The organism is Bradyrhizobium sp. AZCC 1719 (assembly GCF_036924525.1).
Classification (GTDB): domain Bacteria; phylum Pseudomonadota; class Alphaproteobacteria; order Rhizobiales; family Xanthobacteraceae; genus Bradyrhizobium.
On record NZ_JAZHRU010000001.1, the window covers coordinates 297694 to 310113 of the forward strand.

Sequence of the window (12420 nt, forward strand, 5' to 3'; positions counted from 1 at the left end):
GTCAGCTCTCAATGTTCAATTATTCTGCGGCGTCGGCAAGCGGAATTGCGTGCGGTACGGCCGGATGCAACTTGGGCTCATGTTGCGCCGCAAGATCGGATTGATCGGCCTGGCCGCTTTCATCCAGGCTCTTCCTGAACCACAGGGCGTAAAGACCCGGCAGGTACAGCAGGGTCAGGAAGGTTGCAACGAACAAGCCGCCCATGATGGTGATCGCCATCGGCCCCCAGAAGGCGGAACGCGACAGCGGGATCATGGCCAGGATCGCCGCCAGCGCCGTCAGCACCACCGGCCGGGCGCGCCGGACGGTGGCTTCGACGATGGCCTCCTTCCGCGTCAGGCCTTGGGAAACGTCGGCCTCAATCTGATCGACCAGGATGACGGCGTTGCGCATGATCATGCCGGCCAGCGCGATCAGTCCGAGCAGCGCCACGAAGCCGAACGGCTGGTTGGCAATGTTGAGACCGAGCGAGGCGCCGACGATGCCGAGCGGCGCGGTCAGGAACACCAGGATCAGACGCGAGAAGCTCTGCAACTGGATCATCAGCAGGGTAAGCATCACCAGCGCCATCAGCGGAAACAGCAGGGCGATCGAAGCGTTGCCCTTCTCGGATTCCTCGAACGCGCCGCCCGGCTCTATCCGGTAGGCCGGCTCGAGTTGGTCGCGGATTTCCTTCAGTTTCGGCCAGATCTGGTTGGTGACGTCGGGCGCCTGCACGCCGTCGACGACGTCGGTACGCACCGTGATCGCCATATCGCGGTTGCGCCGCCACATGATCGGCTCCTCATGGGAATATTCGATCCTGGCAATCTGCTGCAGCGGGACGGCGACGCCGTTGCGCGACGTCACGGTCAGTTCGCCGACGCGGCCGAGGTCCAGCCGCTCCGACGGTACCGCGCGCGCGACCACGCCGACCTTCTCGATGCCGTCGCGGATGGTGGTGACCGGCGCACCGGAGATCAGCATGGCGAGCGCCTGCGAGACGTCCTGCGGGGTGAGGCCGAGCGCCCTCGCCCGGTCCTGATCGACCACGAGCTTCAGGTAAGGCGACTGCTCGTTCCAGTCGAGTTGCGGTTCCACGACATTGGGATTTTGCTTCATGACATCGCGGACCTTGTAGGCGATGTCACGCACGGTGTTGGCGTCGGGGCCGATCACGCGGAACTGGACGGGGAAACCGACCGGCGGGCCGAAATTGAAGCGGTCGATGCGAACGCGCGCTTCGGACAGTTCGCCCTCGGTGACCGCCTTCTCCAGCCGCGCCTTGATCCGCTCACGGGCCTCGACGTCCTTGGAGACGATCACGATCTCGGCAAAGGCCTCGTTGGGCAGTTGCGGATTGAGGCCGAGCCAGAAGCGGGGCGAACCCTGACCGACATAGGCGGTGTAGGTCGCGATATCCTTGTCGTCCTTCAAGAGCGCCTCGGCCTTCTTGACGGACTTTTCCGTGACGTTGAAGGCGGTTCCTTCCGGCAGGCGTAGCTGCAGGAACAGCTCAGGCCGTTCGGAAAGCGGGAAGAACTGCTGCTGCACATTGCCGAAGCCCACGATCGACAGCGCGAACACGCCGACCGTCGCTGCCACCACCTTGATACGGTGGTCGACGCACCACTGCACCACGGCGCGCAAGCCGCGATACATCCGCGTCTCGTAGATCGCGTGCGGATCGTGGTTGTGGTGGACCGCAATGTTGGGCAACAGCTTCACGCCGATATAGGGCGTGAAGATCACCGCGACAAACCAGGAGGCGACCAGCGAGATCGCCACGATCCAGAAGATGCCGCCGGCATATTCGCCGACCGCCGAATTGGCAAAGCCGATGGGGAGGAAGCCAGCGGCCGTGACCAGCGTTCCCGTGAGCATCGGAAACGCAGTTGATTCCCAGGCAAAAGCGGCCGCGCGAACGCGGTCCCAGCCCTGCTCCATTTTTACTACCATCATCTCGACTGCGATGATGGCGTCGTCGACCAGAAGGCCGAGCGCGATGATCAAGGCGCCAAGCGTGATGCGGTGCAGGTCGATCGACATCGCGTTCATGACGATGAAGACGATCGCCAGCACCAGCGGCACCGACGTTGCCACCACGATGCCGGTGCGCCAGCCGAGCGCGACGAACGAGACGAACAGCACGATCGCCAGCGCCTCGATGAAGGAATGCACGAACTCGCCAACCGCGCGCTCGACCACCTTTGGCTGGTCGGCGATCTGTTCGACCTCGATGCCCTGCGGCACGGCTTTCATGAAATCGTTAGTCGCCTTCTCGACATCCTCGCCGAGCTGAAGGATGTTGGCACCCTTGGTGGTGACGATGCCGATGCCGATCGCGGGCTTGCCTTCCTGGCGGGCGACGAAGGTCGGGGGATCGACGAAGCCGTGGGTGACGGTCGCGATATCGCCGAGCCGAAACACGCGGCCGTTGCTTTCAACCGGGGTTTCCGCAACTGCCTTGACGCCATCGAGCGCGCCGGTGACGCGCAATGGCACGCGCTGCGAGGAAGTCTCCACGGTGCCCGCGGGCGTGACGTTGTTCTGCTTGGCGAGCGAATCGAACAGCGCCTGCGGCGTGATGCCGAGCGTTGCGAGCTTGGCGTGGGAGAATTCGACGAAGATGCGCTCGTCCTGGGTGCCGTAGAGATTGACCTTGGTGACGCCGGGAACCTTCAACAGGCGCTGGCGCATGCCTTCGGCAGCCTTCTTCAATTGCGCGTAGTCGGCGCCGTCGCCGGTCATCATGTAGAGAATGGAATCGACGTCGGAGAATTCGTCGTTGACGTTCGGCCCGAGCAGCCCTGCGGGCAACTGGCCCTGCACGTCAGCGAGCTTCTTGCGCAACAGATAAAACAGATAGGGCACGTCCTTCGGCGGCGTCGAATCCTTGAAGGTGACCTGCAGCGCCGTGAACGACGGCTTGGAATAGGTCTGCACCTTCTCGAAGAACGGCAATTCCTGCAGCTTCTTTTCGATGGGGTCGGCGACCTGGGTCTGCATTTCGTGCGCGGTCGCGCCCGGCCAGATCGCAGAAACGTTCACCACCTTCACGGTGAAGAACGGGTCCTCGGCGCGGCCGAGCCGCTGATAGGAGAAGAAGCCGGCGACGCCGAGCACGATCATCAGGAACAGAATCAGGGTCGGATGGCTTACCGCCCAGCCCGAAAGATTGAAGCGCTTCATGTCACTCTCCAACTTCGAAATACGTTTGCACTTCCACCGTCATTGCGAGCGTTCGCTCCTCGCAATGACGGCGCGGGTTAATTGACGGGGCTAGAACGACAGCGACGAGACCACCCGAACCTTCTGGGCTGGATCGAGCTTCTGCACGCCGAGCGCAACCACCTTGGCGCCTTCGTTGACGCCGCCTGAAATCACGACGGCATTGCTCTCGTAGGATTTCACGACGACCGGCTTCAGTGCGATCGCGCCGGAATCGTCGACGATATAGAGCGCGGGATTGCTGCCCTGGCTGAACAGCGCCGACAGCGGCAGTTTTGCCACACGCTCGCTGGCGGCATCGGCAAGCGTCAGGGTGGCGGTCATGCCAAGCGAGACCTTGTCGTCGGCTTCCGGCAGCGAGAATTTGGCAAGATAGGTCCGCGTCGCGGGGTCTGCGGAAGGCGCGATCTCGCGCAACTTCGCGGCATATTTCTTTTCCGAATCCGTCCACAGCGTCACGGTGGCGGTGCCGGACTTGGCGCGGCCGACCAGCGTCTCGGGAATCGCGACCACGGCCTCCTTCTCGGCAAAGCGGGCGACGCGGACTGCGGTCTGGCCGGCGGCGACGACCTGGCCGGGGTCGATCAAGGTCGCGGTGACCACGCCGCGGGTATCGGCGACCAGCGTTGCATAAGACAGCGAGTTCTTGGTGAGTTCGACCTGCCGCTCGGCCCGATTGAGGCGTGCGCGCGCTTCGTCGGCGGCGGCGCGGCTCTGATCCATCTGGGCGTCGGTGGTCCAGCCCTTGGCGCGCAGATCCTTGGCGCGCTGCTCGGCGGCGCCAGCCTGCGCCAGCACGCCGGTGGCGGCGCGGAATTCGGCCTCCGCCTGCTCGGCCTGCAGCTTCAGATCGACCTCATCGAGGGTGGCGAGCGGCTGGCCGACATCTACGGTCTGGCCGACCTCGACCAGACGCCGGGCAACCTTGCCGGGGACGCGAAAACCCATGTCGGTCTCAATCCGGGGACGGATGGTGCCGACGAAACTGCGTTCCGGCGTCTCGGCCGCATAGTGCACGGTGGCAACCAGAACCGGGCGCCCGGGAGCGGCCGCCTCGGTCGCCTTTTCATTGCAGCCAGCCAGCACGAACACCGCAAGCGCCAGAAAGGCTCCCGTCAAGAGCCTGTAATAGCTAGAGAAAATGGACCGGGCGAACATTGAACTCTCCATCGCGGAAACTGATGAGGAGTATCGAATGGCGAATGACGAATGTCAATATTCGTCAGCGATCATGAATTCGTGAGGGAACGTGAGGTTAAGAGTTAATGGCGTCCTAAGGGGAATTGGCTCCGGACCGGCCTGCTCCTCAGGCAGTCCTCGCGCCGAACGCCGCACTGGAGCAGTCCCCGACCCGGCCATGCGGCTTTCGCCCCGCCCGCATTAAGCGCGTCGAGCTTTACTGCGAGACTTCTTTGCGGTGGCCTTCTTCGCGCTTCTCGCGGCCTTGCTCGCCAGCCTTGATTTCTGGCTGCTCGATTTCCTTGCGGCCGACCTTTTCGCCGTCTTCGTGGCGCTCCGCGCCTGTGCGATTCGAGTCTTGGCGGCTCCGGCCTTCGCAGCTCGAGTCTTCGCAGTCCGAGTCTTGGCTGCTCGAGACTTGGCCGTTCGAGACTTGGCAGCTCTGGCTTTCGCGGCCCTGGCCACCGGCGCGCTGCGCCGTTGTTTCGTTGCGCGCTTCCGCCGTGCAGGCGCGGCTGCGGTCGGCGGCACCATCAGCGGATCGGACACAAGACCGTCGGCGGCAAGCGGCACGTAGGCCGCCGCGCGTTCGTCGACCTTCACGCCCGGCTCGTCGGCTTTCAGTGCCTGGCTGGCAGCTTCCGTTGCGGTGTTCGCAATCTCCTTCACCGTGTCGGTGAATTTCTCCAGAACCGATTTCTTGCCCATGTCGCCCTCCCGGGCTGTGGCACATGGAACTAACCGATGAGACAAAGTCGGGTTCCCGAACGCAAACGCTACTCCCCCAACTGAAAGCGCTCGAAGCGATCCAGCTCTTCCTCGATACGCCGCTTGTAGTCCTTGCGCGCCGCCCTCACCGCGCCCTTGCCGACCCAGCTCCATTTCTGCATCAGGAGTTTCTTGTTCTGGCGGTCGGTTTTGAGATCGATGGCGGCGACGATGTCTTCGTCGACCAGCACCGGCAGCGCAAAATAGCCGAACAGGCGCTTCTCCTTCGGCACATAGGCCTCGAAGCGGTGGCCGTAGTCAAAGAACAGTTCGGTGCGCTTGCGCTGGATGATCAGGGGATCGAACGGCGAGAGGATGTGCACCGGGCCATCGCTTACATCCGCCGTCCCATTCGCCTCCAGCACTTCCGGCCGGGCCCAATGCTCCTGCTTGCCTGCGCCTTCGAGCGCGACCGGTACCAGTTCCTTGCGCCGCACCCGCGCCTCGATCAGGCGCCGCACCGCGGGCTTGCTCGGCGCGTCGAGATGGCAGACGGAATCCAGGCTGACGACGCCTTGGGAGCGAAGCGCGCGGTCGAGCAGATAGGCGGTGATGTCAGCGGAGGGAGCCGGCTTTGGCGGCTTGTCCCAACCGAAATGCCGCGTCATCAGCTCGTAGGTCTTGAGCATGCCGGTGCGTTCGGAGATCGTCACCTCGCCGGTGTAGAACGCAAGCTGCAGCGCCCGCTTCGAGGGTTTTCGGCTCTGCCACAGATGCTCTTTCTCGGTCAGAATGTCGTCCTCGATGTCGCGGATCGTGAGTGCGCCGTCGCGCCGCAACAGCCGCATCACTTTGCGGGTGTCCTCCGGCTTGACGGAAGCAAACCACCGGTGGCCTTCGCGCCGGTGCTCTCGCATCGCCGGAACGAAGAAGCGAAAATCCTTCGCCGGCACATAGGAAAGCGCGTGGGTCCAGTATTCGAACACGCTCTTGTCGACGCTCTGCGCCTGGCGCAGGTCGGCGCGGGCGTAGGCCGGGATGCGGCTATAGAGAATGTGGTGATGACAGCGCTCGATGACGTGGATGGTGTCGATCTGCACATAGCCCAGATGGTCTACCGCGGCCGCGACCGCCTGCGGTCCGGCGCCGAACGGTTCGCTGGTATCGAGCCGTTGAGCGTGCAGCCAGATTCGCCGGGCTTCCAGCTTGGTCAGGGGATGGGGTTTAGTCGCGCGGGGCATCGCACGGCAATGTAGCGGGATTCGCGCGCGTGGGGAGTCCCGGGTTCCCTGACCGCCGCCTCGCGGCGCGGACTCACCTCACCGCTTCTGCTGGTCTCCGACGCTGCCGGTTGCGATCTCGGCCTCGCAGGAGGCGCGACCGGGCTGCGGCGCGTGGCATTTGTAGACATGGCCGGTCAGACGATCGACCAGCCACGCGCTCTCCTCCGTCGGGCTTTCGAACCCGACATAGCGGCTGCCGAGCGCGTTGAGCAGCGTCGACAGCAAGATTGCAGCGGCGATCATCGCCGCGCCGATCAGTGTTGGCATTGAACTTCCGGAACCGGCTGGCTCCGATGCGCTGGTGCGATGACTCAGATACTCACGCTGACGTTTGACTGACTGTAACACCCGGCCCGCCCGTTTGGTTGCCCCGAACGAATTCTTCTTCAGATTTTTTGCGAGTAGTTTTGCTAGACGCGCATCTGGCCGATTTGTTGTCCACAGATCGGCGCCGGCGCGACGAGCCGCTTTTTCTTTTCCGAAGTCAGCGGTGGGAAGTGACGGAGCGGTCCGTTATCCGGCGGAGCGTCGTTGCCACCTGCTTGGACCGTTCAGTCCCGACAGCGCAGCTAGCGCGCCGCGACCTCCGCCGTCACCGGCCTCGACTTCGACATCAGGCAGCCTTTACCAATGTGATTTGAATCACATTGCCTGCTTTGAACCCGTCCTATCGTCGCAGCATCAAAACGTCATGCACGCCAGTTTGCAGGCGTTAACAGTGAGGATTACGACAATGACCCGCTTTCTCTCGATCATGACTATCGGCGCCGCGCTCTCGATGACGGCGGGGCTAGCCGTCGCCGGCGAGACCGTCTCGGCCGACAAGATCCTGGACGCTCTGAAGCCGAAGCCGGGCGCGACCCGCGGCCTTTCGAGCGGCTCGCAGCAGCCGGTGGATGCTGCCGCAAAGGCCAAGGAGATCGGCTTCGTCGATACCCTACGCAACCGCAAGACCCGGTCGCTGTCGCTCGGCGAGCGCCAGGAAATCGCGGAACTTGCCGCGAGCAAGCCGAAGATCGATCTCGAAATTCAGTTCGACTACAACTCGGCCGACATCAGCAAGAACTCGGTTTCCGCGGTGCAGGAACTCGGCAAGGCGCTCTCCGATTCGAGCCTGAAGGGTTCGACCTTTGTGGTCGCCGGTCATACCGACGCGATCGGCAGCGAGGCCTACAACCAGGATCTTTCCGAGCGCCGTGCCGATACGATCAAGAAGTACCTGACCGAGAAGTACGGCATCGCCGGTTCCAATCTCGTGACGGTCGGTTACGGCGAGACCAAGCCGAAGGATGCGAACGCGCCGATGGACCCTACCAACCGCCGCGTTCAGGTTGTCAACATGGATAGCAAGACCGCCTCCAAGTGAGGTTTTGAAAGGTGAGGTCTTGAAAGCCGATCCGCCTGCCGCCAGCGGCAGGCGGATTTTCCATTGGCTAAACAGCGCGAATGGCCGCCTCAAATCCAGTTCTGGAAGATCATCAGGCGGCTGAACGTCGCCATCGAAGTACCTATGAACGCGGCCGATATCGGCAACATTGCGACAAAGCCGGCAAAGCCGATTGCGACATAGGCCCATAGCACCCAACCGGGCATGCTGCCGCGTTTCAAGGCATACACCAGCGCAAAGCTCGCCGTGGTCGCCGCCGGCATATAGTAGTAGATGAAGCCGAGCGTTCGCGGCAGCAATGCCCATGCGAGGTATGGGCCGAAATAGAACGCCAATATCAGGAAGGCATCGACCCGTCGCGTCACGATCCAGTCGCGCAGGCAGATCGCGACCGCAATCAGCGCCGGCCACAGGATCAGCGGGTTGCCGAGGAAGACCACGGCGGCGATACGGTCTTCGTCGATCTTGTCGAACAGATACCAGACCGGACGCACCAGGAACGGCCACGACGGCCATGAACTCATGTAAGTGTGCCCCGCGATCGCGGTCGTCGTGTTGTCGCTGAGGATGCGTCTCTGGGCTTCCAGAATATCCGCGATCGATAGTCCATAAAGCGGAATGAAGGTCGCGACATAAACCACCGTCGGAACCAAAACGAAGCACACGGCGAAATGCCAGGCGTTGAAGCCGGACCAGAGATCGGGCCGGTACCAATCCTCCGGCCGGGCATCCGCGAAGTGAGTGCGCCAGCTTTGCAGCAGTCGGATCACGGCGACGATGACGATACAGACCGCGAGCGCGAACATCCCGCTCCATTTGCAGCCTGTCGACAGACCAAAGCCGATCCCGGCAAGCGCGAACCACAGATGCGGCCGCTCTCTTCGAAAGCCATGCATGAATGCCGCGATGGCGAACAGGCCGAAAGCGAGCGCGAAAATATCCAGCATCGCGATCCGCGATTGCACGAACAGCATCTGATTGAAAAAGGCGAGCAGGCTCGCCGCAATCGCCGGGCCCTGAGCGGCGAACAGCGCCAGGCCGCACAGATACACCCCTACAACAGCGAGGGATCCGAACAGTACGGCGGGATACCGCCAGCCCAGCGGTCCGTCGCCGAATGAATGGATCGACAGAGCGATGAACTGCTTGGCGAGCGGTGGATGCATCGGATTGAGCATCGGCTCTCGCATCACCGGCTCAAGCATCTGCCGCGCCGCCGGAACGTAATGCACCTCGTCGAAGTAGAATTTTTCCGGTGCGGTGACGCCGATCAGCATCGCAAAGTGCGCGAGAACAAAAAGAAGTCCCGCGGTGATGCCCGTGCGCATCATCGAATCGGACAGAACAGAATGCGATGGGGCCAATGGCTTCACGGACAATCTGGCACGGAATCACGGAACGACATTGCGGCACAATTTAGTGTGGCCGCTCCAGACTTTTATGTCCATCGCGTTGAACGCATTTCGATCGCGACCACCAACCGGCGGCCGAGGAGCCGCGTGCGCCTTCCGTCGTCATGCCCCGCTTCAAGCGGGGCATCCAGTATTTCGCGGCGTCAGTTCCTTCGCAACAATCGGCGGCACGGCCTACTGGATCGCCCGGTCAAGGCCGGGCGATGACACACTGGGGCGAGCTACGAGACGGAGAGATTTGCAGCCTGATTGCTGAGGGGTTCTACTTGTCACGCAGTGGCGGATTGCGCGGCGGTTGCGGCGGCGACATCCATCCACATCACTTCCCAATGGTGGCCGTCGGGATCTTCAAAACTGCGGCCATACATGAAGCCGTAATCCTGCTTCGGACCCGGATCGGCTCCGCCGCCTGCGCCTTGTGCCTTGCCGACCATGTCGTCCACCGCCTCACGGCCGTCGGCGGTAAGGCAGAGCAGGACCTGGCTGGTGGCCTTGGCGTCGGCGATCTTCTTCGAGGTGAACTGGCGATACTTGTCGTGGGTCAACAGCATCACGTAGATGCTTTCGGACACCACCATGCAGGATGCGGTGTCGTCGGAGAATTGCGGGCTCTTTTCAGCGCCGATCGCCTGATAAAAGGCTGTCGAGCGGGCGAGATCGCTGACCGGCAGGTTGACAAAGATCATTTTGGCCATAAGGGGCTCCTTTTTTCGTGGGGTTCGTGCCGAGGACGAGCGGGCGAGAGCGGACCCGACATCCCTTCTCGAATTATTTTTCGCGCTGGGAAAGGGCGCGTGGTTCGCCAGCGTCCGGCGGCGAATGGCCGCTACTTGCCCTTGAAGTCAGGCTTGCGCTTTTCGGCAAACGCCTTGACGCCTTCCCGGAGGTCGTCGCTGTCGCGCACGACGTCAAGCAGCCGGCGCACCTCGGCGACCGTCTCCAGGGGTCCCTTCGGCATCGCATCGCGGGCGAGCTTCTTCAGGGCCCGAACCACCAGCGGCGCGTTGGCGGCGATTTTTGCGGCCATCTCCTGGGCGAGCACGACATGCTGCCCCTTCGGCGCGACCTTGTTGACGAAGCCAATCTGATAGGCCCGCTCCGCCGACATTTCCTCACCGACCAGCAGGAATTCCATGGCGATCTTGTGCGGCATGCGCGCCATCACCGAGGAGACGCCGCCGGCGGTGGTGCCGATCTTGCCCTCGGGGTAGATGAAGCGCGTCGTCTCCGAGGCCACGCACATGTCGGCCATCTGCACCAGCACGAAGGCGCCGCCGACGACCCATCCGGATGTGGCGGCAATGACCGGCTTGTCCAGCTCGACGCCCAAGCCGGGCACCGCGTGCCACATGTTGACAGGGAGATCGTTCACGTCGGCGCCGACCGAGAAATATTTCTCTTCCGATGATGCAAGGACCGCCACGCGGTCGTCGCTGTCGTGAAAACGCTGCCAGGCCTGCCGCAGTTCGTCGCACAAGGCGTTGTTGAGCGCGTTGTGTGAAGATCTGCGATCCATCGTGATGGTGGCGACGTGGCCCGTGCTCTCGTAGCGAACAAGCGTCATGGGATTCTCTCAAGCAGCGGCGATTCCAGGTAACGTTGCAATCGTCACTTCTTCTCGGCGGGATCGCGGTGCACGGGATCGACCCACAGCACGGTCTCCGGCTTTTCCACCGGCTCGATGTCGAGATTGATCGCCACCGCCTCGCCGTCAGAGCGCACCAGCACGCATTCCAGCACCTCGTCGCGGCTGGCATTGATCTCCTGGTGCGGAACGTAGGGCGGCACGAAGATGAAATCGCCGGGGCCGGCCTCTGCGGTGAACTGCAGATGTTCGCCCCAGCGCATCCGTGCCTTGCCCTTCACGACATAGATGATGCTTTCGAGATGGCCGTGGTGATGCGCGCCTGTCTTGGCATCAGGCCGGATCGTCACCGTGCCTGCCCACAATTTCTGCGCGCCGACGCGGGCGAAATTGATCGCGGCCTTGCGGTCCATGCCCGCGGTCGAGGGCACGTTGGGATCGAGCTGATTACCGGGAATCACGCGGACGCCGTCATGCTTCCAGCGCTCGTCGTGATCGTGGGAGTGATGTGAATGGGTGTGGTCATGCGTGCCGGTCATTGGGCGCCTTCTCGAAATATCGTTTGTCCCGGACGGTATCGAAAACCGGGGCTGCAAACCAGAAGATTAAGGGAGCCGGCGGCGCATAGGCGTCCCGGTTTTCGTCATGGCCGGGGCTCACCCCGCCTATTCAACGCCGTCCGGACATCACATCCGGATTGACGACATTCGTCGGTGTTCCGGCGGCATACGCAACGATCTGATCGAAGATATCGGTGAACTGGATTTCGTATTCGTCGCGCGAGACGTAGCCGAGATGCGGCGTGCAGACCACGTTGTCCATGTTCAGGAGCGGATCGTTGACGTCGCGGAGCGGCTCTTTTTCATAGACGTCCACGGCCGCCATGCCAGGTCTTCCGGCGCGCAGTGCGTTGACCAGCGCGTTCGGCTCGATCAGCGGCGCACGGCTGGTGTTGACCAGAAGCGCCGACGGTTTCATGCGCGCCAGATCTTCTGCTTTCACGATGCCGCGCGTGGCATCGACGAGCCGCATGTGCAGCGAAAGCACGTCGCATCGTTCGAAGAAATCAGCCTTGCTTGCGGCAGTCTCGTATCCGTCGGCGCGGGCCTTCGCCATGGCCGGTTCTCGCGCCCATACCAGCACGTTCATGCCGAACGCCTTGCCGTAGCCGGCGACAACGGCACCGATCCGCCCATAGCCATAAATGCCGAGCGTCTTGCCACGCACGGTGTGGCCGACGCCGATCTGCCATTTGCCGGCCTTGAGCGCCGCCATCTGCTGCGGAATGGCGCGCATCGCCGCCAGGATCAGGCCCCAGGTGAATTCGGCGGTCGCATAGGACGGCGTATCGGCATGCTGGCTCGACGACACGATGATGCCGAGCCGGGTGCAGGTATCGATGTCGATATGGGGATAGACGCTGCGCTGGCTGATCAGTTTTAGCTTTGGCAAGCGTTCCAGCAGCGGCGTGCGGATCTGTGTCCGCTCGCGGATCAAAACCAGCGCTTCGGTATCGCGCAGGCGCTCCCCCAGCACGTCGACATCCTGGACATGATCGTTCCAGATCGTGACGTCGTGTCCGGCCAGCTTGCCGAAACAATCGAGGGTGCGCAGCGTGTCGAAATAGTCGTCGAGGATCGAGACCTTCACGATGC

11 protein-coding genes are annotated in these 12420 nt (G+C 62.6%); 1 reads left to right on the top strand and 10 read right to left on the bottom strand.

Annotation, left to right across the window (positions count from 1 at the left end; all coding sequences use genetic code 11):
• Nucleotides 1-19 precede the first annotated feature (19 nt).
• The 5 genes from V1292_RS01455 to V1292_RS01475 form a co-directional block, all read right to left on the bottom strand.
• Complete coding sequence (locus V1292_RS01455) at nucleotides 20-3172, bottom strand: efflux RND transporter permease subunit (protein WP_334369984.1); 3153 nt, start codon at nucleotides 3170-3172, stop codon at nucleotides 20-22.
• 90 nt (nucleotides 3173-3262) lie between these two features.
• The gene (locus V1292_RS01460) at nucleotides 3263-4369 is read right to left on the bottom strand and encodes an efflux RND transporter periplasmic adaptor subunit (RefSeq protein WP_334369985.1); all 1107 of its coding nucleotides are present in this window, start codon (nucleotides 4367-4369) and stop codon (nucleotides 3263-3265) included.
• Nucleotides 4370-4591: 222 nt separating this feature from the next.
• Nucleotides 4592-5098 carry a hypothetical protein gene (locus V1292_RS01465; protein WP_334369986.1) on the bottom strand — a complete coding sequence of 169 codons (507 nt, stop codon included), beginning with the start codon at nucleotides 5096-5098 and terminating at the stop codon, nucleotides 4592-4594.
• 68 nt (nucleotides 5099-5166) lie between these two features.
• Nucleotides 5167-6339 (bottom strand): winged helix-turn-helix domain-containing protein, encoded by a 1173-nt coding sequence (locus tag V1292_RS01470; RefSeq protein WP_334369987.1) that lies wholly within the window; start codon nucleotides 6337-6339, stop codon nucleotides 5167-5169.
• Between the two features lie 78 nt (nucleotides 6340-6417).
• Nucleotides 6418-6648 (bottom strand): hypothetical protein, encoded by a 231-nt coding sequence (locus V1292_RS01475; protein ID WP_334369988.1) that lies wholly within the window; start codon nucleotides 6646-6648, stop codon nucleotides 6418-6420.
• Between the two features lie 466 nt (nucleotides 6649-7114).
• On the opposite strand from V1292_RS01475, the gene V1292_RS01480 reads away from it, so the two are divergent.
• Nucleotides 7115-7747, top strand: coding sequence for an OmpA family protein (locus tag V1292_RS01480; protein WP_334369989.1), 633 nt, complete (start codon nucleotides 7115-7117; stop codon nucleotides 7745-7747).
• 89 nt (nucleotides 7748-7836) lie between these two features.
• On the opposite strand, the gene V1292_RS01485 is transcribed toward V1292_RS01480, so the two are convergent.
• The 5 genes from V1292_RS01485 to V1292_RS01505 form a co-directional block, all read right to left on the bottom strand.
• Nucleotides 7837-9096 carry a phospholipid carrier-dependent glycosyltransferase gene (locus tag V1292_RS01485; RefSeq protein ID WP_442895485.1) on the bottom strand — a complete coding sequence of 420 codons (1260 nt, stop codon included), beginning with the start codon at nucleotides 9094-9096 and terminating at the stop codon, nucleotides 7837-7839.
• Nucleotides 9097-9449: 353 nt separating this feature from the next.
• The gene (locus V1292_RS01490; protein ID WP_334369991.1) at nucleotides 9450-9875 is read right to left on the bottom strand and encodes a VOC family protein; all 426 of its coding nucleotides are present in this window, start codon (nucleotides 9873-9875) and stop codon (nucleotides 9450-9452) included.
• Nucleotides 9876-10006: 131 nt separating this feature from the next.
• Nucleotides 10007-10744: an enoyl-CoA hydratase/isomerase family protein gene (locus V1292_RS01495; protein ID WP_334369992.1), complete on the bottom strand. Its 738-nt coding sequence runs from the start codon at nucleotides 10742-10744 to the stop codon at nucleotides 10007-10009.
• A 44-nt stretch (nucleotides 10745-10788) separates the two neighbouring features.
• On the bottom strand, nucleotides 10789-11304 hold the full coding sequence (locus V1292_RS01500; RefSeq protein WP_028349528.1) for a cupin domain-containing protein: 516 nt from the start codon (nucleotides 11302-11304) through the stop codon (nucleotides 10789-10791).
• A 130-nt stretch (nucleotides 11305-11434) separates the two neighbouring features.
• Nucleotides 11435-12415 carry a D-2-hydroxyacid dehydrogenase family protein gene (locus tag V1292_RS01505; RefSeq protein ID WP_334369993.1) on the bottom strand — a complete coding sequence of 327 codons (981 nt, stop codon included), beginning with the start codon at nucleotides 12413-12415 and terminating at the stop codon, nucleotides 11435-11437.
• Nucleotides 12416-12420: the final 5 nt, after the last annotated feature.